The 20522-nt window shown below is 64.5% G+C and carries 17 protein-coding genes and 1 rRNA gene (1 of these 18 cut by a window edge); 16 read left to right on the top strand and 2 right to left on the bottom strand.

The window, feature by feature from the left end:
* Positions 1–11: 11 nt before the first annotated feature.
* Complete coding sequence (locus AB7008_RS20225) at positions 12–983, bottom strand: LysR family transcriptional regulator (RefSeq protein WP_441261223.1); 972 nt, start codon at positions 981–983, stop codon at positions 12–14.
* A 173-nt stretch (positions 984–1156) separates the two neighbouring features.
* On the opposite strand from AB7008_RS20225, the gene AB7008_RS20230 reads away from it, so the two are divergent.
* From AB7008_RS20230 to AB7008_RS20285, 12 genes are all read left to right on the top strand, one after another.
* Positions 1157–1777, top strand: a complete 621-nt coding sequence (locus tag AB7008_RS20230; protein ID WP_028160406.1) for a UbiX family flavin prenyltransferase — start codon at positions 1157–1159, stop codon at positions 1775–1777.
* Between the two features lie 25 nt (positions 1778–1802).
* Positions 1803–3224 carry a UbiD family decarboxylase gene (locus AB7008_RS20235; RefSeq protein ID WP_441259399.1) on the top strand — a complete coding sequence of 474 codons (1422 nt, stop codon included), beginning with the start codon at positions 1803–1805 and terminating at the stop codon, positions 3222–3224.
* A 127-nt stretch (positions 3225–3351) separates the two neighbouring features.
* Positions 3352–4191 carry a helix-turn-helix transcriptional regulator gene (locus AB7008_RS20240; RefSeq protein ID WP_014496257.1) on the top strand — a complete coding sequence of 280 codons (840 nt, stop codon included), beginning with the start codon at positions 3352–3354 and terminating at the stop codon, positions 4189–4191.
* Between the two features lie 143 nt (positions 4192–4334).
* Positions 4335–7334, top strand: a complete 3000-nt coding sequence (locus tag AB7008_RS20245; RefSeq protein WP_441259400.1) for a xanthine dehydrogenase family protein molybdopterin-binding subunit — start codon at positions 4335–4337, stop codon at positions 7332–7334.
* Positions 7331–8146: an FAD binding domain-containing protein gene (locus AB7008_RS20250; protein WP_441259401.1), complete on the top strand. Its 816-nt coding sequence runs from the start codon at positions 7331–7333 to the stop codon at positions 8144–8146. Before AB7008_RS20245 ends, AB7008_RS20250 begins: the two co-directional genes overlap by 4 nt.
* Positions 8143–8661 carry a (2Fe-2S)-binding protein gene (locus AB7008_RS20255; RefSeq protein WP_248882505.1) on the top strand — a complete coding sequence of 173 codons (519 nt, stop codon included), beginning with the start codon at positions 8143–8145 and terminating at the stop codon, positions 8659–8661. Before AB7008_RS20250 ends, AB7008_RS20255 begins: the two co-directional genes overlap by 4 nt.
* On the top strand, positions 8654–10198 hold the full coding sequence (locus AB7008_RS20260) for an AMP-binding protein (RefSeq protein ID WP_304493768.1): 1545 nt from the start codon (positions 8654–8656) through the stop codon (positions 10196–10198). Before AB7008_RS20255 ends, AB7008_RS20260 begins: the two co-directional genes overlap by 8 nt.
* Before the next feature lie 29 nt (positions 10199–10227).
* The gene (locus AB7008_RS20265) at positions 10228–11034 is read left to right on the top strand and encodes an enoyl-CoA hydratase/isomerase family protein (protein ID WP_038934021.1); all 807 of its coding nucleotides are present in this window, start codon (positions 10228–10230) and stop codon (positions 11032–11034) included.
* 72 nt (positions 11035–11106) lie between these two features.
* Positions 11107–12438 (top strand): MFS transporter, encoded by a 1332-nt coding sequence (locus tag AB7008_RS20270; protein ID WP_028160399.1) that lies wholly within the window; start codon positions 11107–11109, stop codon positions 12436–12438.
* 63 nt (positions 12439–12501) lie between these two features.
* Positions 12502–14199 (top strand): GMC family oxidoreductase, encoded by a 1698-nt coding sequence (locus AB7008_RS20275; protein WP_441259402.1) that lies wholly within the window; start codon positions 12502–12504, stop codon positions 14197–14199.
* Between the two features lie 148 nt (positions 14200–14347).
* The gene (locus AB7008_RS20280) at positions 14348–14524 is read left to right on the top strand and encodes a hypothetical protein (RefSeq protein WP_304493770.1); all 177 of its coding nucleotides are present in this window, start codon (positions 14348–14350) and stop codon (positions 14522–14524) included.
* Between the two features lie 132 nt (positions 14525–14656).
* Positions 14657–15058: a VOC family protein gene (locus tag AB7008_RS20285; protein WP_304493771.1), complete on the top strand. Its 402-nt coding sequence runs from the start codon at positions 14657–14659 to the stop codon at positions 15056–15058.
* Positions 15059–15083: 25 nt separating this feature from the next.
* Here the strand turns inward: AB7008_RS20285 and AB7008_RS20290 are convergent, their stop codons facing one another.
* A complete protein-coding gene (locus AB7008_RS20290) occupies positions 15084–15998 on the bottom strand; it encodes a LysR family transcriptional regulator (protein WP_248882509.1) in 915 nt (304 codons plus the stop codon).
* Positions 15999–16087: 89 nt separating this feature from the next.
* Here AB7008_RS20290 and AB7008_RS20295 point away from each other — a divergent pair, with 89 nt between their 5' ends.
* From AB7008_RS20295 to AB7008_RS20310, 4 genes are all read left to right on the top strand, one after another.
* The gene (locus AB7008_RS20295; protein ID WP_441259403.1) at positions 16088–17011 is read left to right on the top strand and encodes a hypothetical protein; all 924 of its coding nucleotides are present in this window, start codon (positions 16088–16090) and stop codon (positions 17009–17011) included.
* Positions 17008–18021 carry a DUF2891 domain-containing protein gene (locus AB7008_RS20300; protein ID WP_304493775.1) on the top strand — a complete coding sequence of 338 codons (1014 nt, stop codon included), beginning with the start codon at positions 17008–17010 and terminating at the stop codon, positions 18019–18021. Before AB7008_RS20295 ends, AB7008_RS20300 begins: the two co-directional genes overlap by 4 nt.
* A 776-nt stretch (positions 18022–18797) precedes the next feature.
* Positions 18798–19025: a hypothetical protein gene (locus tag AB7008_RS20305; protein WP_441259404.1), complete on the top strand. Its 228-nt coding sequence runs from the start codon at positions 18798–18800 to the stop codon at positions 19023–19025.
* Positions 19026–19048: 23 nt separating this feature from the next.
* Positions 19049–20522 (top strand): 16S ribosomal RNA (locus tag AB7008_RS20310) (it continues 15 nt past the right edge of the window).

Below are 20522 nucleotides of genomic sequence, written 5' to 3' on the forward strand. Positions count from 1 at the left end.
GAATTCTGCACTCAAGAGATCGCTTTCCGGCGCGTCTTGCTGCGCGCCTTGCGGGGCGATGAGGTCGTGCTGCCAATGGAAGGCTCCACAAACTCTCTCGCCACGGCGGCCGCTTGCGCAAGATCGTGGCTGATGACATCGAGCACCGCCTTGGCCGCGACCGACACCGCTCGCCGCGGGTGATGCACCCAGGCAATCGAGCGCACGATCCGTTGCTGGTCGAAGCGATGCGCCCGGATGGCGCCGCTCGCGAGCGATTGCCGGAGCGCGATGGTCGGCAGCACCGTTGCAAAGTCGGTGGTCGCGATCACGTCGCAGAGGGCGGGGAGGGTGTCGAGCTCGAGCCGCGGCCGCAGGTCGATGCCGATTGCGGCGGCGTGCTCATCCAGGATCAGCCGCAGGCCGTGGCGCTTGGACGGCAGCACGAGGTCGAAATTCGCGATGTGGTCGAACCGCAGTTTTGCCGGTGGCTTGATCGGGCTGTCCTTGCGGCAGGCGAACACCATCTCCTCGTCCATGATGTGATGCGCGGCCAGTGGCGTTCTCCGGCGCGGCACGTTGATCAGCGCGAAATCGAGCTGGCCGGTGTTGACCCAGTCGACCAGCGTCTCGGTATAGCCCTCGCAGGCGGAAAGCGTGATCTCGGGATAACGACTGGCGACCGCCGCCGACGAACTGGCCATCGTGCTCTGCGCCACCGACGTGATGAGGCCGACCGAGACCCGCCCCGAAATCCGCCCGCCGAGCTGGGCCATCTCCTGCCGCGCGTGCTCGGCGTCGCGCACGATCGGCGCGGTCAGCCGCACCAGCGCCTCGCCGGCGCTGGTCAGATTCATGCCCTGAACGCTGCGGTCGAACAGCTTTTGGCCGAGTTCGGCCTCGAGCTTGGCGATCTGCATGCTCAGCGCCGGCTGCACGATGTTGAGTTGGCGCGCGGCGCGGGTGACGTTCTTTTCCTCCGCCAGGCACAGGAAATATTGCATCTGCCTGAGTTCCACGGGGCCTGTCCTTCGTTCGCCGGTCCTGCTCGCTGGCATCATCACAGGTGATGGACGATATAATCAATCATTATTTGTAGTGATGGGTGGGATTGCCTAGTCTCGTGGCGGACCGCGGGGCCTCGAGGGTCGGGCCGTCCGGGAGCGAAATCAGACATATGCAGGACGCCACACCCAAACGGATGATCATCGGCATTTCCGGCGCCTCCGGCGTCACCTATGGCGTGCGCCTGCTGCAGCTCCTGCGCAATGCCGGCGTCGAGACGCATCTGGTGATGTCGAAGACCGCTGAGCTGACCTTTGCCTATGAGACCGATTTGAAGATCGCGGAGGTGAGGGAGCTAGCCAATGTCTGCCATGCGATCGACGACATGGCCTCGGCGATCTCCAGCGGCTCGTTCCGTACCGCCGGCATGATCGTGGCGCCGTGCTCGATGCGCTCGATGTCCGAGATCGCCTCGGGCGTGACCACGACGCTTTTGACACGCGCTGCCGACGTCGTGCTCAAGGAGCGCCGGCGGCTGGTGCTGATGGTGCGCGAGACGCCGCTGCACACCGGGCATCTCAGGACGATGACTGCCCTGTCGGAGATGGGCGCGATCATCGCCCCGCCTGTGCCGGCCTTCTACGCAAAACCCGAGAACCTCGAAGACATGGTCGAGCACACCGTCGGCCGTGTGCTCGACCTGTTCGACATCGATATCGGCGTTGTGCGCCGCTGGGGTGAGGACGAGGCGCTCAAGCGCCGCGCACCGCCGCTGCGCAAGATCGCGCCCTGACCTGAAGACCTGAGGAAAGACCTGCATGCGAATGGAAAATGTTGCGAGGAGGGGCGCGAATGCGCCCGCCGATCTGCGCGCCTGGCTCGCGTTTCTCGCCGAGCGCGGCAAGCTCGCGATCGCCCGCGAGGGCATAGGGCTGGCCGACGAGCTGGCCGCGGTCGCCAAGCGGCTGGAGCGCGATAGCGCCGTGCTGTTTCCGCGCCCCGATGGGCACGAGATTCCCGTCGTCGCCAATCTCTTCGCCGGACGCGACTGGGTCGCCGATTCCATCGGCGTGACCGAGGACCAGTTGCTGCCACGGTTCCTGGCTGCCGCAACCCATCCGCTGCCGACGCATGAGGTCGCGAGCGGACCGGTGCAGGACGTCGTCCACGAGGACGTCGATCTGCTGCGCCAACTCCCGGTGCCCAAGCACAATGAGCGGGACAGTGGCCCCTACATCACGGCAGGGCTGCTGATCGCGCGCAACCCGAAGACCGGTGTACAGAACGTCTCGATCCACCGCTGCCAGATCAGCGGCAGGAACCGCGTCGGCGTGCTGCTGCTGCCGCGGCACACCTTCTCCTACTACCGCCTCGCGGAAGAGCTGGGCCAGGCGCTGGAGATCGCGATCGTGATCGGCGCGCACCCGGCCTTGATGTTGGCCTCGCAGGCGATTGCTGCGCTTGACGAGGACGAGATGGCGATTGCCGGTGCGTTGCTCGGCGCGCCCGTCGACGTCGTGAAGTGCCGCACCAATTCAGTCCGCGTGCCCGCCCACGCGGAGATCGTCATCGAGGGACGTATTCTTCAGGGCGTGCGCGAACCAGAAGGTCCGTTCGGCGAATTCCCCCAATATTATGGTCCGCGCGCCAATCGCGAGGTGATCGAGGTCGATGCGATCACGCATCGTGCGAAACCGATCTTCCATACCATCGTGGGCGGCGGTTTTGAGCACCTGATCCTCGGCGGCGTGCCGCGCGAGGCGACGCTGCTCCAGCATCTGCGGCGCAGTTTTCCTGGCGTGATCGACGTCCGCCTCACGCGCGGCGGCACCTGCCGCTACCACCTCGCGATCAAGATCGACAAGGCCAACGACGGCGAGCCCAAGAACATCATGATGTGCGCCTTCGGCGCCCATTACGACATCAAGCAGGTGGTCGTGGTGGACAAGGACGTCGACATCTCCTCGTCCGAGGAAATCGAATGGGCAGTGGCGACGCGCTTCCAGGCCGACCGCGACCTCATGGTCGTCGCCGGCGCGCTCGGCTCGAAGCTCGATCCGACCACCGACAACGGCATCAGCGCCAAGATGGGTCTCGATGCGACCGCGCCGGTCAACGCGCCCGAGCTCGCTTTCAAGCGCATTCGCGTCAAGGGCGAGGAGGAAGTCGATCTCGCCACCGCTTTGCAGGCCGACCCCGGCGCTGCGGTCGCGCGGCTTCTTTCGGAGACGCGTGCATGAGCGGATTACCGCCCGGAAGCAACTTGCGTCGGTTTGCGCCGTTGGAATATGTAGCGGGTGCTGCTTATAGTGCCGCGCCAACGAAGCAATCATTTTGCAGCGCAACGCTGCCGGGAGGAAGGAACTGATGTCGACGGCCCTGCGCATCGCTCATGGCGCTTTCGGCAGGGTCGCTCTGCTCGACATGGACCGTTCGCTGGTCCGCCACGCTCATCATCACTGCCACGTCCTGCTCAAGGTCGAGGGCTCCGACACGCAGTTTCTTGTTGGCGACCAGGTCACGCCGCTGACGGATACGGCCGCCGTGCTCGTCGACGGCTGGAAGCCGCATGCCTATGTGCACGACGCCAACCGTCCGCGCACGCTGATCATGGCGCTCTATATCGAGCCGGAATGGCTGAAGGAGTTCCGTCCCGGCTGGGCGGCCAGCGGTGCGCCGGGCTTTTTCGAGCGGCCGTCGGGCGAGGTGTCGCCGCGCATCCGTCAGCTCACGCTGCATCTGGCGGCCGAAATGATGGCGAATCCGGATGCGGTGCGGACCCACGAGCAGACGCTCTCGGATCTCATGATCGCGGTGATCGAGCGCTTCACGCCCTGGCGCAGCTTCCCGACCTCGATCCGCGGCATGAGCGCGGTGAGCTGCGATTGGCGCATCCGTCGCGCGATGGATGCGATGCGCGTGCACGATTCCTATGCCAACGTCGATCAGTTCGTGAAGGGCGCAGGCCTCTCGCGCGCGCAGTTCTTCCGCCTGTTCGAGACCTCGCTCGGCGTCTCGCCAAAGCTCTATCTCAACGTCGTCCGCATGGAGCGCGCGCTCGATGCTGTGATGCGCGAGGACACGCCGCTCGGCGAGCTCAGCGAGCGTTTTGGCTTTCCGGAGCCTGCGCATTTCACGCGCTTCTTCCGCGATCACGCCGGCGTCAGCCCGCGCGAGTTTCGCAACGTCTCGCGTCTTGCGGGTTGAGGCTTGCGGGCTGATATTGCGCTGCACGCTCTCGAATGAGACGATTTGGTAAGTCGTGAGAGCGGGCGGTATGGCTCCCGCACCCCCAGTCCTGACAAACGTCATCGTCGCGTCAAAGAACGCGTCGGGAGGTATGTCGGGACATGTTGCAGGCGGTCAAATCCGCAAATCCGGGAAGTGGCGATGAGCCGTGGGTCGGGCGTTCGATCGAGCGCGTCGAGGATGCCGCACTGCTCAGCGGCCGCGGCCGCTTCGTCGACGATCTCGGCGTCCAGCCCGGCACGCTGCACGCGACGATCCTGCGCTCGCCGCATGCGCATGCCGATATTCTTTCGATCGATGTTGAAGCCGCCAGGCGTCTGCCGGGCGTCGCCGCGGTTCTGACCGGCAGCGACGTCAAGGCAGTCACGACGAGCCTCGTTGTCGGCGTGAAGGCGCCGGTGGAGTGTTGGCCGATCGCGATGGACCGCGTGCGCTATGTGTGCGAACCGGTCGCTGTCATCGTCGCAACTGACCGTGCACGCGCCGAGGATGCGGCCGAGCTGATCAACGTCGAGTATCGCCCACGGGCTGCCGTCATCGATCCGCTCGGGACGCTCGCGCCGGGCGCGCCGGTACTGCACGACGGCTTTCCCGGCAATCTCGCCAGTGACCGCCATTTCCGCTACGGCGATCCTGAAAAGGCCTTCGCCGAGGCGCCGCATCGCTTCTCCATCGACATCCGCTATCCCCGCAATTCCTGCACACCGATCGAGACCTATGGCGTCGTCGCATCGCACGAAGCGGGCGAGGATGCCTATGAGGTGCTCGCCAATTTCCAGGGCCCGTTCAGCATCCATACGGTGATTGCGCGCGCGCTGAAGGTGCCGGGCAACCGGCTGCGGCTGCGCACGCCGCCGGATTCCGGCGGCAGCTTCGGCGTCAAGCAGGGCGTGTTTCCCTACATCGTGCTGATCGCCGCCGCCGCGCGCGTCACGGGGCGGCCGGTGAAGTGGATCGAGGACCGGCTCGAGCATCTCACCGCGTCGGTGTCGGCGACCAACCGCGCGACGACCCTGTCGGCGGCGGTCGCAGCAGACGGAAAGATTCTCGCGCTGGACTGGGACCAGGTCGAGGATTGCGGCGCGCATCTGCGCGCGCCCGAGCCCGCCACGCTCTATCGCATGCACGGCAATCTGACCGGCGCCTACGACATCCGCCACGTCAAGATCCGCAATCGCGTCGTCGTCACCAACAAGACACCGACCGGCCTCAATCGCGGCTTTGGCGGCCCGCAGGTCTATTTCGCACTTGAGCGCCTGGTGCAGCGGATCGCGATCGGCCTTGGCCTCGATCCGCTCGATGTCATCAAGCGCAATCTGATCGACGCCGGCGCGTTTCCCTATCGCACCGCGACCGGTGCCTTGCTCGACTCCGGCAACTACCAGGACGCGGTTGCGCTCGCAGTCGAGCAGGGCAGACTCGCTGAGCTCAAGGTGAAGCGCGACGAGGCGCGGGCGCAGGGGCGTCTCTATGGCATCGGCTTCACCGCGGTGGTCGAGCCCAGCGTCTCCAACATGGGCTACATCACCACCGTGCTGACGGCGGCCGAGCGCCGTAAGGCCGGGCCGAAGAACGGCGCGCAGGCAACCGCAACCGTCGGCCTCGATCCGGTCGGCAGCGTCACGGTTCACGTCGCCTCGGTGCCGCAGGGGCAGGGCCATCGCACCGTGCTGTCGCAGGTGGTTGCCGACGTCTTCGGCCTCCAGCCCAGGGATATCCGCGTCAGCACCGAGATCGACACGGCCAAGGATGCTTGGTCGATCGCCTCGGGCAACTACGCCAGCCGTTTCGCCGCAGCCGTGGCGGGCACGGCAAAGCTCGCCGCTGAGCGCGTCGCCGGCAGGCTCGCCCGTATCGCCGCCAGCCAGTTGAACGTCGAAGCCGCCGACATCGTGTTTGCAAAAGGTTTCGTCGCCTCGAAACACAATCCGGAGAACCGGATTGCGTTCTCGCGTGTGGCCGCCCTCAGCCACTGGTCGCCGGGCTCGCTGCCTGATGATGCCGGCCAGACCATTCGCGAGACCGTGTTCTGGACGCCGCCGGAGCTGACGCCGCCCGACGACGAGGACCGCATCAACTCCTCGCTTTGCCACGGCTTCATCTTCGATTTCTGCGGCGTCGAGATCGATCCGACGACGCTGGAGACGCGGATCGATCGCTACGTCACCATGCACGACTGCGGCACCATCCTGCATCCCGGCATGGTCAACGGCCAGATCCGCGGCGGCTTTGCGCAGGCGCTCGGCGCGGCGCTCTTTGAGGAATATGCCTACGCCGAGGACGGCAGCTTCCTGACGGGAACGCTCGCCGATTATCTGCTGCCGACCACGACAGAGGTGCCGGGGCCCGAGATCTTCCACATGGAGACGCCATCGCCGTTCACGCCGCTCGGCGCAAAAGGCGTCGGTGAGGGCAATTGCATGTCGACGCCGGTGTGCCTCGCCAATGCGGTCGCGGATGCGCTCGGCATTGCCGATATCACCTTGCCGCTGGTGCCGGCCCGGCTTGCAGAGCTGGTGCGCGGCGCCGAACCACCGCCTCCCGCTGGCGGTGCGACTGCTGCGCCTGTGCGCGAAGGCGACCGGCGTTTGCGCGGCGAGGGACAGGCCTCGGTCAAGGGGGCGCCCGAGCAGGTCTGGGCGATGCTGCTCGATCCCGGCACCTTGCAGTCGGTCATTCCCGGCTGCGAGAGCGTGGACAAGATCACCGACACGCATTTCCGCGCCGACGTCACGCTCGGCATTGGCCCGGTCAGTGGGCGTTATCGCGCCGATGTCGAGCTGTTCGATCTCGATCCGCCACGCGCGGTCACCCTGCGTGGGGGCGCCACCGGCGCGCTCGGCTTCGGCAATGCCGAGGGGCGCATCACGCTCGCGCCCGACGGCAATGGCGGCACAAAGCTGACCTACAGCTACGACGCCGCGATCGGCGGCAAGGTGGCGAGCATCGGCGGCCGCCTGCTCGACGGCGCGACGCGCGTCATCATCGGCCAGTTCTTCACCGCACTAGCCCGCAAGGCTGGCGGTGGCGGTGCGGAGGGAGGCGTCTCGCTCTTCGCGCTGCTGACAAAGGTGGCGAGCCTGTTCGGGGGACGCCGATGAAACCGCCCGCATTCGACTATCTCCGTGCCGAAACCCTTGGCGACGTCCTCGAAGGACTCGCGCAGCAGGGCGGCGATGCCCGTGTGCTCGCGGGCGGGCAGTCGCTGATGGCGATGCTCAACATGCGCCTCGCCAAGCCAAAGCTGCTGATCGACATCATGCGCATCAGGGAGCTGCGCCAGATCGAGTGGAAGGGCGATGCCGTCACCATCGGCGCCGGTGTGCGCCAGGCTGATCTCCTGGCATGGCCTGACCTTGCCGAGGCGTTGCCGCTGGTCGCGCTGGCGCTGCCCTGGGTCGGGCACATGCAGACCCGCAGCCGCGGCACGATCTGCGGCTCGCTTGCGCACGCCGATCCCAGCGCCGAGATGCCGTTGACGCTGGTTGCGCTCGGCGGCGAGGTGTTGCTGCGCAGCGCCAAGCGGCGGCGGCGCGTTGCCGCCAAGGACTTCTTCGCCGGCATGATGCTGACCGCGCGCGCCGATGACGAACTGATCGAAGGCATCTCGCTGCCCGCCGTCAGGGGATCGCGCTTCGCCTTCCGCGAGGTCGCACGCCGCCACGGTGATTTTGCTATCGTCGCCTGCGCGGCGATGAAGACACCGACGGGCGTGCGTCTCGCCGTCGGCGGCGTCGCCGACGTTCCGACTGTGCGCGACTGGCCGGGGCTGGAGGGCAGCGCGCTCGACGATGCCCTCAATGCCTTTGCCTACGAGCTCGGCGCGCGCGACGACGTCCACGCCACCGCGCGCTACCGGCGCGACCTTGTGCGCATGATCGGTCGCGACCTGATTGGCGAGGTGCTGCAATGACCCGCCTCAAGGCAGATCAGCGCCATGCCGTCCGTTTCGCCCTAAACGGCAAGCCTGTCGAGGGCGAGGCCGAGCCGCGCACGTTGCTGTCCGATTTCCTGCGCCACCAACTCGGCGCGACCGGCACCCATGTCGGCTGCGAGCATGGCGTCTGCGGTGCCTGCACCATCGTCGTCGACGGTATGCTGACGCGATCTTGTCTTACGCTCGCGGCGCAGGTCGATGGCTGCGAGCTCAGGACGGTCGAGGGGCTCGCACCGTCGGCGGACCGGCTCAGCGTGCTGCAGCAGGCGTTCCGCCGCAACCATGCGCTCCAGTGCGGCTTCTGCACCGCCGGCATTTTGATGTCGCTCGACCATTATCTCGCGAAGAACCCGGCGCCGACCGAGGCCGAGATCCGCGACCTCCTCAGCGGGCATATCTGCCGCTGCACCGGCTACACACCGATCATCCAGGCGGCGCTCGAGGCAGCCGCCGAACTCGCTCCATCCAAAAAAGAGACGTCCGATGCTTGATCTCGCCAGCAGCTTCATCGCCAGCGCCGCGCGCGATCCCCATGCGATTGCGCTGGTCGACGGTGATCTGCGCCTGACTTACCGGAAATGGTACGACAAGATTTCCGCGCTGGTGGCGTCGTTCGACCGCCTTGGCCTCAAGCCCGGCGATCACGTCGTCACGCTGCTGCAAAATCGCTGGGAGGCGGCGACGCTGCACTGGGCCTGCCAGTTCGCAGGGCTCGTGATCACGCCGATCAACTGGCGGGCCAAGGCCGACGAGCTCGACTACTGCATCGAGAACGCCGAAGCCTGCGCGATCGTCTATCAGGATATCTCCGCCGAGGCGGTGCAGGGCTCGGGGTTGGCAGGCAAGCTGCTGCGTGTGTCCGTCGATCCCGGGACGGGGGAGGCCACAAGCTTTGCCGATCTGATCAAGGACAGCGCGCCGGACGCCGAGCCGCGTGTCGGCACCGATGCCTGGTCGATCATGCTCTACACGTCAGGCACGACCTCGCGGCCGAAGGGCGTGCCGCGGCGGCATCGCGCCGAACGCGCCGCGGCGATCGCCCATGTCGCGCAAAATCTCTACGGCCGCGGCGAGCGCACGCTCGGCGTGATGCCGCTCTACCACACCATGGGTGTCCGCTCGCTGCTGGCGATGTCGCTGGTCGGCGGCAGTTTCATCTGCCTGCCGCGCTATGACAGCCGTCAGGCGCTGACGCTGATCGAGCAGGAGGAGATCTCCAACCTCTATCTGGTGCCGACGCTCTATCACGACCTTGTCCATCACGAGGCCTTTGCAAAAACCGACGTCTCCAGCGTGCGCAAGCTCGGCTTTGCCGGCGCCTCGATGACCGACGGCCTTCTCAAGAAGCTGAACGATGCGTTCAAACCGGAGTTGTTCGTCAATCACTACGGCAGCTCCGAGATCTACACCTTTACGATCGACCAGAACGCTGCCGCAAAGCCCGGCTCGGCCGGCAAGGCGGGGCTGAATCAGCACGTCAAGGTCGTGCGCATCGGCGCGAAGTCAGTCGCAGAGCTTGCTGCGGTCGGCGAGGAGGGCGAGATCATCGCCACGCTCGCCGGTGACGAGGCCTTCGAAGGCTACTGGCGCCGCCCCGAGGCCGACGCCAAGTCGCTGCGCGAGGGCTGGTATTTTACCGGCGATACCGGCTTCGTCGATCCCGACGGCGATCTCTTCGTCACCGGCCGCGTCGACGACATGATCATCACCGGCGGGGAGAACGTCTCCCCGGTTGAGATCGAGAGCTGCCTGTCGTTGCATCCCGCGGTCGACGAGGTCGCGGTGGTCGGCGTTGCCGATGAGAAATGGGGCAAGGTCGTCGCCGCCTTCATCAAGCGCAATCGCCCTGTGTCAGACGTCGAGCTGGAGCAGTTCTGCCGGACCACCGGCCTTGCCAATTTCAAGCGGCCTCGGCGCTACGTTTTCGTCGACGCCATTCCCAAATCGCCGGTCGGCAAACTGCTGCGGCGACTGCTCGTCGCCGGCGAATACGAAGCCGAGCGCCTGCCGCCATCAGACGCGGCCTGATCAAAAACCATCAACAGAAGGAAGCACAAATGCCGTCAGCCTATACGTTTACCGATCCCCGACTCGCAAAACTCGACGGGTTCAAGGTCGAGATCGACGAGGCGCATGAGCGCGCCGACATCATCTTAGGGAGGCCGCCCTACAATGTCGTGGCGATGCCGCAGCGCGACCAACTGCGGCTGACCTTCGAGACGCTGGACGAGGATCCGCGCGTCCGCGTCATCGTGGTGCGCGGCGAGGGCGAGCACTTCTCCAGCGGCGGCAATATCGGCGGCTTCATGGAGGCGAGCCCCGAGCACGTCTCCAAGCTCGCCTGGAACATCGCCGCGCCCGCGCGCTGCGCCAAGCCCGTGATCGTCGCCAACCGCGGCTATTGCTTCGGCGTCGGCTTCGAGCTGTCGCTGGCCTGCGACTTCCGCATCGCCTCCGAGACCACGCAATACGCGTTGCCGGAGCAGAAGCTCGGCCAGATCCCGGGCTCGGGCGGCTCTGCGCGTCTCCAGAAAATGGTCGGCATCACCCGCACCAAGGACATCGTGATGCGCTCCAAGCGCATCTCGGCCAAGCAGGCCTATGACTGGGGTATCGCCACCGAGTGCGTGCCCGATGCCGAGCTGGAGAAGGCGACCGATAAGTTGGTCGACGAGCTCCGCACCTTCTCGCCGCTAGCGCAGCGCACGGCGAAGAAGCTCCTCAACGACACCGAGGATTCGACGCTCGCCATCGCGATCGAGCTCGAAGGCCATTGCTACAGCCGCCTGCGCCAGTCGGAAGACTTCAAGGAAGGCGTCGAAGCCTTCAACGCCAAGCGTCCGCCGAAATTCACCGGGCGCTGATGCGCGACAAAACTGCCGCGGTTCGCAATGACGCGAACCGCGGCTCTTTCAAAACGGGGGAGGTAAAACAACATGGCTGAGATGGATATGCCGGTCGCTGGCGCGCAAGCGTCGGCGGATAACAAGCAGATGGTCAATGCGATCATCGCATCGGTGCTCGGATGGGCGCTGGATCTGTTCGATTTGTTCATTTTGCTCTACGTGGCGCCGGTCGTCGGCGCGCTGTTCTTTCCGTCGAGCAACCCGGCGCTGTCGCTGGCTGCGGTCTACGGCTCGTTCGCCGTGACGCTCCTGATGCGGCCGCTCGGCTCGGCGGTGTTCGGGCATTATGCCGACGTGCACGGCCGCAAGCAGGCCATGCTGATCGCCATCATCGGCGTCGGCGTCAGCACGGCGGCGTTCGGCCTGCTGCCGACTATCGCCCAGGTCGGCGTGATCGCGCCGATCATCTTCCTGATCCTGCGCCTGGTGCAGGGCATCTTCGTCGGCGGCGTCGTGGCTTCCACCCACACCATCGGCACGGAATCGGTGCCGGCGCAATGGCGCGGCGCGATGTCGGGCCTGGTCGGCGGCGGTGGCGCCGGCATCGGTGCGCTGCTCGCGTCCTTCATCTTCCTGATCACGTCCTCGATCTTCCCTGGCGATGCCTTCGCGGTATGGGGCTGGCGCTTCATGTTCTTCTCGGGGCTGCTGAGCTCGCTGCTCGGCTGGTTCATCTTCCGCAACCTCGAGGAGTCGCCTTACTTCAAGGAGCTCAAGCGCCAGCAGGGTAACAAGCAGGCGAAGGTCTCGAAGGCGCCGGTCAAGGACGTGTTCTCCGGCGAATATCGTGGCGTGCTGCTGGTCAACCTTCTCATCACCTTCGGCGGTGGTGCCGGCTATTACCTGACCTCGGGCTACCTGCCGAGCTTCCTGAAGGTGATCAACGCGGTCCCGAACCAGACCTCGTCGCTGATCCTGATGGGCGCGAGCGTGTCGGCGTTCTTCTCGGCGGTGCTGGTCGGCGCGCTCAGCGACCGCATTGGCCGCAAGAAGACGTTCCTCCTGATCGGTGTGCTGGCCGCGGTGCTGCTGCCGCTGTGCTATCTCAATCTCGCGGCGACCAAGGACACGACGCAAATCACGCTCTATGCGCTCGCCATCGCCTTCATCGGCAATGCCGGCTATGCGCCGGTGCTGATCTTCCTGAACGAGCGTTTTCCGACCGCGCTGCGCGCGAGCGGCACGGGTCTGTCCTGGAACATCGGCTTTGCGCTGGGCGGCATGATGCCGACCTTCGTCTCGCTGGTGAGCGGCAGCCCTGCGGAGATCCCGATGTCGCTGGCCTACTTCGCGGTCGGCGTGTTCGTGATCTACCTGATTGGTGCGGTCGTGATCCCCGAGACCAAGGGTAACTTCCGCTGAGCCAAATCGGCGCGGCCGCATTCGTGGCCGCGCCGATCCATCGAATTGCGCGATGAGACGGGAATGGATGGGCTGCATTTCGACGACGTGATCGTCGGTGGCGGATCGGCGGGGTGCGTGCTCGCCAACCGGCTTTCCGCAGACGGAAGCCGCCGCGTGCTTCTGATCGAAGCCGGGATGGACACGCCGCCCGAGGCGACGCCGCCGGAAATCCTCGACAGCTATCCGATGACGCTGTTCTTCGGCGACAAATACATCTGGCCGGGCCTGTCAGCGGCCGCCGGCCGCAATGCCGAGGGCAAGCCGGTCGTTCGCGCCTACGAGCAGGGGCGGGTGATGGGCGGCGGATCCAGCATCAACGTGCAATCAGCCAATCGCGGCCTGCCGCGCGACTATGACGAATGGCGCGATCTGGGCGCGCGCGGCTGGGGCTGGGCGGATGTGCTGCCGTACTTCCTCAAGCTCGAAACGGACCTGGATTTCGACGGCCCGCTGCATGGCAAGCACGGCCCGATCCCGATCCGCCGCATCGCGCGCGAGGCGATGCCGCCGTTTGGCCACGCCGTCGGCGAAGCGTTGTCGGCGACCGGCCTGCCGTTCCTAAAGGACCAGAACGGAGAGTTCGAGGACGGCATCTTTCCGCCGGCCTTCTCCAATCGCAACGACCGGCGCGTCTCGACTGCTGCCGGATATCTCGGCACCGCAACGCGCGCGCGGCCGAACCTGACGATCTGGGCGGACAGCGAGGTCGAGCAGCTTCAGCTCGACGGCCGCCATGCGACGGGCGTGGTGGTCTCGCGCGGCGGTCATAAGCTCACCGTTGGCGCCGGCCGCGTAATCCTGACCGCAGGCGCGCTGCAATCGCCGGCGATCCTGATGCGGGCGGGTATCGGCCCGGGTGCGGCGCTGCAAGCTCTGGGCATTCCCGTGGCGATCGATCTGCCCGGCGTCGGCAGCAATCTGCGCGATCATCCCGCGTTGACCTTCTGTCAATATTTGCCGCGGCGGTTGCGGTTGCCGCTTGCCCGGCGGCGTCCCAATTTCGCGGCGATGCGCTTCTCGTCCGGACATCCCGGCTGCGACGCCTCCGACATGTACATCACGGCCTCGGCGCGCGGTGGGTGGCATGCGCTGGGCACGCGGCTTGGTCTCTACTTTCTCTGGTGCAACCGGCCGTATTCGAGCGGCTCGCTCACGCTGACGAGCCGCGACCCGAAAACCTATCCTGTTGTCGATTTCAACCTGCTGTCCGACCGACGCGATCTCGAACGGATGGTCGCGGCCGTCCGGCTGCTCGCGAAGCTTGTCGTTCATCCCGCGCTCAACCCGGAGGCGGACGATTTCTTCCCGGCCTCCTTTTCTCCGCGTATCAAGCGGCTGAGCCGGTACGGCACCGTCAATCGCATCGTTGCGTCCATCCTCGGGCCGATGCTCGACATTCCCGCGAGCCTCAGGGCGCTTCTGGTCCGGCTCGTGCTGCTCAACGGCACGGCCTTCGAAGCGACGCTTGCCGACGGCCACGCTCTCGAAGCCTTCGTGCGGCAAAGCGTGTTCGGAGTCTGGCATCCGGTGGGGACATGCCGCGTGGGCGATCCCGCCGACCGGATGGCGGTGGTCGATTCCGGGGGCAGGGTGATCGGCAGCGAGAACATCTTTGTGGCGGATGCCTCGATCATGCCGCGGCTGCCGACGGCCAATACCAACATCCCCGTGATCATGGCGGCCGAGAAGATCAGTGATGCCCTGCTGTCGCGACATTAAGCTTTGTGCTGCGCCAGCGCGGAAACGCCCTCCTGCGTTAGGTATTCGAGCTCCACGAGGTCACTCCATTGGATTCGATTCCTGAACAGGAAGCGGCCTGCTCACGGTCGGACCGACCATCGAGGCTGCCGCCTGGTGGTACATCGCGATGGACAATGCCGCGCGCGCCCAGCTGCTTGTGGAAGCCGCCGGAACGCCAAAGCCGATCCCGCACGAGATCGCCAGCCTGACCTCGCGGCAGGTCGGAACGCACAAGGGCGGCTATTTCAGCTTCCAGCCGTTGTGGGACTGGATCACCGAGGCGGAACCGGATCTGTTCAATTAGGGATCGAGGCTTCCGAGCCGGAGCGATGACCCGGCTCGCCGAATTGCACCATGCTCCAATCGTGAGATATAGCGGCAGGCGGCTTGTCACGCTTGTGCAAGCTGCCGCAGCAACGGTGAGGAGCAGGGCGACATGGTCAATGGTCTGCCGAGCGAAGTTGAAGTCATCACATTGTTCGTCGATGACATTGCGTCGTCGAAAGTGTTTTACGCCAAGGTTTTCACATCCGAGACGGTCTGGGAGGATGCGGTCTCATCCGTGCTTCGATTTGGTGGGCTCCTGGTCAATCTTCTCGACGCGTCTCAGGCACCGCCGCTTGTCGAGCCGCTGCGTGTCGCGCAGTCCTCCGCAGGGACGCGCGCACTCCTGACGATCAGGGTCGTCGACGTCGATCAGGTCTGCTCAGCCCTGCGGGGGATTGGCGTCGATTTGCTCAATGGCCCGATCGACCGTCCGTGGGGGCGCCGAACTGCGTCCTTTGCCGATCCCTCAGGCCATGTCTGGGAGATCGCGCAGCTGATTGAGCGGAAATAGCAGCTGGCTGCCGGCCCGCCGATCGCTACAGCGTCCCGCAGACGCGATTGACCAGTTCGATGAACCAGCGCAGCGCCGGATCGGCCATGGCGCGGCGCGTGTGGAGAAGGTCGATGGTGAATGGCTCCACATCGTAGGGAATCGGAACGACTGATACGCCGGCGGCTGTCGCGAAGCGGCGCGCGACGCGCTCGGCCATGGTTGCCACGAGATCGGTGCCGGCGACGGCGAACGGCACCGCGACGACATGGGCGAGCGTGATCGCGGTCCGGCGCTTGCGTCCGTGCCGGCTCAGCATCGTGTCGATTGCGCCGGGAAGCCCGTCGCCGCCGGCCGAGGAGAACAGCACATGCGGGAGCCGCGTGTAATCCTCCTTGGTGAGACGGGCTTTCCCTTTGGCGCGCTTTGCGTCACGAATGCAGACGAAGTTCTCCGTGAACAGTGTGCATCGCGTGACGCGCGGGGAGACGGGAAGATGGCCACCTATCAAGGCATCGACGTCGCCGCGCTCCAGGCTCGTGACGCTCGCGGCGGGATCGATGATGGGGCGCACCACGAGATCGATCCCCGGAGCCGCTCGCCGTAGCGCCTCGACCAGTGGCGGCACCACGACAAGGTCGCCATAGTCGGTCGCCGCAATAGACAGGCGATGGCTGGCTGTTGCCGGATTGAAGGCCGATGTGGGTTCGAGCACGCCCCTGATCTGCCCCAGAGCGTCGCTGATCGGCCGCGCCAGCGCCAGCGCCCTGGCCGTCGGCTGCATGCCGGAGGCCGAGCGCACGAACAGCTCATCGCCAAACAGCGCACGCAGCCGCGTCAGCGTGCTGCTCATGGACGGTTGCGCCAGGCCGATGCGTTGGCCGGCGCGGGTCACATGGCGTTCCTCCATCAGCGCCTCGAAGGCGACCAGGAGGTTGAGGTCGACGGAAGCCAAATTCATTTGAACAATGGTAGATATGGTAACAATCGATTTCAAGAATGATGCGGGGTGTGGTCTCCTGGCCAAGACGACATGATTGGGCGCGACGTATGCGATCCTCACTCCTGCACTTCATCCCGCGCGGTCCGACATTGCTGGCGCTTGGCGTCCTGCTTGGATTGGCCTTTCCGGCGCTTGCGGACCTCGCTCGCCCCCTGATGCCAACCACGATCTTCCTGATCGTGCTGGGAACGCTGTTGCGGATCGATAGTCAGGCCGTCGTCGCAACGCTGCGACGGCCATCGCTTTCCGTGCTCTTGCCGGCCGTCGTCATGGTGGCCTGTCCGCTCGTGATCGGTGTTGCCGGTCGCGCCTTGAACCTTAGCCCGGAGATCGCGCTTGCGGCTGTGCTCGCCGTCTCGGCGCCGCCATCGAGCGGAACGGCAGCAGTGGCACGCATGCTCGGGCTCGACGGTGCGGTGCCGCTCGTGGTGACGGTGTTGTCCATGGTGCTGGCTCCGGTCACCGCGCCGCTTCTTGCAGGCTGGTTCGGCGGACTCGAGATCAGCGCGCTCGAGCTCGCGCTTCGCCTGGCGCTGTTGATCGGCGGCGCCGAAGGAGTGGCTTTCCTGGTCCGCCGGCATGCAGCCCCGGTGCTGGCGGCCCATGGCGGGATGGTCGACGGGATCATCGTCGCGGCGCTCCTCGTCTTTGCGGTGGCGACGATGGCTGACATTCGTGCGCAGATCGCGGCGGATGTGCAGGCCGCCATGCTCTGCCTCGGGCTCGCCTTCGCTTGCAATATCGCTCTTCAAGCAGCTGGTGTCGTGCTGCTGCCGGGCAATTTGAGCCAACGGTTGACTGTCGGGCTCATCCTCGGCAACCGCAATGTCGGCCTGGTCTGGTCGACGCTGGGTGCTGCCGCCTCGCCACGCATGGCGCTATACTTCGCCGCGACGCAATTTCCGATCTACCTCCTGCCGCGCCTGATCGAGACATTGATCGGCCGGAACACTGGAAAGGCCAAGCCGTGACCGCGCCCCGTCTTACCCGCGAACATGCCTCGCATTTTGCCGGCATCGCGCTCGGCCATGTCCAGCGTGAATATCCCAACAACGTGGATCACGCACTGGCTGAACCTGCGGATGCCCGCACACCGAGCCAGCTGCATCCGATCTTCTACGGCAGTTATGACTGGCACTCCTGCGTCCACAGCTACTGGATGCTGGCGCGACTGCTGCGAAGGTTTCCCGACCTTGCGGCAGCCTCCGACATCCGCGCTCTCTTCGATACGCAATTCGTGCCCGAGAAGGTCGCCGCCGAGCGTGCTTACTTCGCCCGCCCGACTGCCCGCGGCTTCAAGCGGCCGTATGGCTGGGCCTGGCTCCTGAAGCTCGCGACCGAGCTCGCGCTCCACCCCGACGATCGCTGGAGCCGCAATCTCGCGCCGCTCGCCGACATCATCGCGCAGCGCTTTCGCGACTTCCTGCCGTTGGCGTTCTATCCCGTACGCGTCGGCACCCATTTCAATACGGCGTTTGGCCTGCGGATGGCGGCAGACTACGCTGGCATCAAAAAGGATGAAGCGCTCGCCAGGTTGCTGCACGAGACTGGCCAGCGCTGGTATGGTGAGGACACCGACTGCCCCGCCTGGGGCGAGCCGAGCGGCGACGACTTCCAGTCCTCGGCCCTTATCGAGGCCGAGTGCATGCGGCGCCTGTTGCCTCCGGATGCATTCCTGCCCTGGTTCGATCGGTTCCTGCCACGGCTCGTCGAGAAGCAGCCGGCAATGCTGTTCAAGCCTGCGACGGTCACCGATCGCACCGACGGCAAGATCGCTCATCTCGACGGGCTCAATCTCAGCCGCGCCTGGTGCTGGCGTTCACTCGGCGATGCCTTGCCGGCAGGCGATCCGCGCCGCGCCGTTGCTCACGAAGCGGCGCGCGAGCATCTGGCCGCGGGCCTCCCCCATATCGCCGGTCACTACATGGGAGAGCACTGGCTCGCGAGCTTTGCCGTGCTTGCACTGGATGATGAGAACTGAACGGGCAGGGGCCTTCCGCGGCTCATTCAATCTGCGGTCATGATCAACCGAAGACGCGCGTGCGCATGTCTAGCCTCGCTGCCGTTCGGTTCGCTTGCGGCCGTCAGTTTCATCAAGACCTGACATTCGATGATTCTCGGCTGTCAGGCCCAGCTGCAATCGCAAAGCGATGAGTTTCTTGAGTCAGGGCTGACCATGTAACCTGTCCGTTGCCCGCGCTTGGACGTTTGATGCCTGACTTGTTGAAAGCTGCGGCTCTTCGCATAGATGGTCGCGGGAGGGACCGCGAGAGATCAAGCAGCAGACCCATCCCAGCGATGACATTCCTGTCCAAGATGAATGACGGCGATCGCGCCATAGTCGCGTCACCTGACCCGGTCCGTGGTCGGGCCAGGATGCAGGTGCTACGAAGCTTCGATCAGAGAGAGAACGGGGCTGCGGTTCTGGCTATCTGAGTGCGCGGGTGGAAAGGCGATGAGCGTCCGGGCTAACCAGGACGAGCAGGCTTGCTGCTCGGCTACGCGGAGACGAGAAAATTGGCGAAGTGAGAATTTTTCATTTTTTGCTTGAAGTCGGATGAGTGAGCGTCTATTGGCTCTCTCAGCGTTGCCCGCCTGTCGGGCGCTCTCTTTGGTTTTCATGCCAAGGGAAGCATTTACGCTCTTAGATGCTCCTCACCTTGTTGAGTGACACAACGGCCGACACCAGTCGGTTGGAGTTCATCCATCGTCGGTGAGGGTGTCGGAACCCTTCCTCCTAGGAAGGTTGAGGCCTCCATGGTCTCGGGCTGTTTGACAAGTGAAGATGAAGAAAGAGAAACGTGGACGGCGGAGTCCTTGCGGGTCTCGCTTCTGAAAAGCTTCGGCTTTTCGGATCGAGACCGGACGAAAGACTTCGGCGGTACACGTTTTAAAGGTTACACCATCGTTGCCAGCGATGTGAATCGCGGGCAGCTCGGCGGCTTCGGTCGTCGAAGAATGGTGGGACCTCGTCAAACGTTGTGATCAGCCGGTTCAAAGTTCAAGTCCAACTTGAGAGTTTGATCCTGGCTCAGAGCGAACGCTGGCGGCAGGCTTAACACATGCAAGTCGAGCGGGCGTAGCAATACGTCAGCGGCAGACGGGTGAGTAACGCGTGGGAACGTACCTTTTGGTTCGGAACAACACAGGGAAACTTGTGCTAATACCGGATAAGCCCTTACGGGGAAAGATTTATCGCCGAAAGATCGGCCCGCGTCTGATTAGCTAGTTGGTGAGGTAATGGCTCACCAAGGCGACGATCAGTAGCTGGTCTGAGAGGATGATCAGCCACATTGGGACTGAGACACGGCCCAAACTCCTACGGGAGGCAGCAGTGGGGAATATTGGACAATGGGGGCAACCCTGATCCAGCCATGCCGCGTGAGTGATGAAGGCCCTAGGGTTGTAAAGCTCTTTTGTGCGGGAAGATAATGACGGTACCGCAAGAATAAGCCCCGGCTAACTTCGTGCCAGCAGCCGCGGTAATACGAAGGGGGCTAGCGTTGCTCGGAATCACTGGGCGTAAAGGGTGCGTAGGCGGGTCTTTAAGTCAGGGGTGAAATCCTGGAGCTCAACTCCAGAACTGCCTTTGATACTGAGGATCTTGAGTTCGGGAGAGGTGAGTGGAACTGCGAGTGTAGAGGTGAAATTCGTAGATATTCGCAAGAACACCAGTGGCGAAGGCGGCTCACTGGCCCGATACTGACGCTGAGGCACGAAAGCGTGGGGAGCAAACAGGATTAGATACCCTGGTAGTCCACGCCGTAAACGATGAATGCCAGCCGTTAGTGGGTTTACTCACTAGTGGCGCAGCTAACGCTTTAAGCATTCCGCCTGGGGAGTACGGTCGCAAGATTAAAACTCAAAGGAATTGACGGGGGCCCGCACAAGCGGTGGAGCATGTGGTTTAATTCGACGCAACGCGCAGAACCTTACCAGCCCTTGACATGTCCAGGACCGGTCGCAGAGATGTGACCCTCTCTTCGGAGCCTGGAACACAGGTGCTGCATGGCTGTCGTCAGCTCGTGTCGTGAGATGTTGGGTTAAGTCCCGCAACGAGCGCAACCCCCGTCCTTAGTTGCTACCATTTAGTTGAGCACTCTAAGGAGACTGCCGGTGATAAGCCGCGAGGAAGGTGGGGATGACGTCAAGTCCTCATGGCCCTTACGGGCTGGGCTACACACGTGCTACAATGGCGGTGACAATGGGATGCTAAGGGGCGACCCTTCGCAAATCTCAAAAAGCCGTCTCAGTTCGGATTGGGCTCTGCAACTCGAGCCCATGAAGTTGGAATCGCTAGTAATCGTGGATCAGCACGCCACGGTGAATACGTTCCCGGGCCTTGTACACACCGCCCGTCACACCATGGGAGTTGGTTTTACCTGAAGACGGTGCGCTAACCCGCAAGGGAGGCAGCCGGCCACGGTAGGGTCAGCGACTGGGGTGAAGTCGTAACAAGGTAGCCGTAGGGGAACCTGCGGC

This window comes from Bradyrhizobium sp. 521_C7_N1_3, assembly GCF_052075975.1.
Lineage (GTDB): Bacteria > Pseudomonadota > Alphaproteobacteria > Rhizobiales > Xanthobacteraceae > Bradyrhizobium > Bradyrhizobium japonicum.

Bases quoted from the DNA above. Each gene is read 5' to 3' on its own strand.
- AB7008_RS20225 (WP_441261223.1), bottom strand. From the start codon at position 983: ATGCAATATTTCCTGTGCCTGGCGGAGGAAAAGAACGTCACCCGCGCC.
- AB7008_RS20230 (WP_028160406.1), top strand. From the start codon at position 1,157: ATGCAGGACGCCACACCCAAACGGATGATCATCGGCATTTCCGGCGCC.
- AB7008_RS20235 (WP_441259399.1), top strand. From the start codon at position 1,803: ATGCGAATGGAAAATGTTGCGAGGAGGGGCGCGAATGCGCCCGCCGAT.
- AB7008_RS20240 (WP_014496257.1), top strand. From the start codon at position 3,352: ATGTCGACGGCCCTGCGCATCGCTCATGGCGCTTTCGGCAGGGTCGCT.
- AB7008_RS20245 (WP_441259400.1), top strand. From the start codon at position 4,335: ATGTTGCAGGCGGTCAAATCCGCAAATCCGGGAAGTGGCGATGAGCCG.
- AB7008_RS20250 (WP_441259401.1), top strand. From the start codon at position 7,331: ATGAAACCGCCCGCATTCGACTATCTCCGTGCCGAAACCCTTGGCGAC.
- AB7008_RS20255 (WP_248882505.1), top strand. From the start codon at position 8,143: ATGACCCGCCTCAAGGCAGATCAGCGCCATGCCGTCCGTTTCGCCCTA.
- AB7008_RS20260 (WP_304493768.1), top strand. From the start codon at position 8,654: ATGCTTGATCTCGCCAGCAGCTTCATCGCCAGCGCCGCGCGCGATCCC.
- AB7008_RS20265 (WP_038934021.1), top strand. From the start codon at position 10,228: ATGCCGTCAGCCTATACGTTTACCGATCCCCGACTCGCAAAACTCGAC.
- AB7008_RS20270 (WP_028160399.1), top strand. From the start codon at position 11,107: ATGGCTGAGATGGATATGCCGGTCGCTGGCGCGCAAGCGTCGGCGGAT.
- AB7008_RS20275 (WP_441259402.1), top strand. From the start codon at position 12,502: ATGGATGGGCTGCATTTCGACGACGTGATCGTCGGTGGCGGATCGGCG.
- AB7008_RS20280 (WP_304493770.1), top strand. From the start codon at position 14,348: ATGGACAATGCCGCGCGCGCCCAGCTGCTTGTGGAAGCCGCCGGAACG.
- AB7008_RS20285 (WP_304493771.1), top strand. From the start codon at position 14,657: ATGGTCAATGGTCTGCCGAGCGAAGTTGAAGTCATCACATTGTTCGTC.
- AB7008_RS20290 (WP_248882509.1), bottom strand. From the start codon at position 15,998: ATGAATTTGGCTTCCGTCGACCTCAACCTCCTGGTCGCCTTCGAGGCG.
- AB7008_RS20295 (WP_441259403.1), top strand. From the start codon at position 16,088: ATGCGATCCTCACTCCTGCACTTCATCCCGCGCGGTCCGACATTGCTG.
- AB7008_RS20305 (WP_441259404.1), top strand. From the start codon at position 18,798: ATGGTCTCGGGCTGTTTGACAAGTGAAGATGAAGAAAGAGAAACGTGG.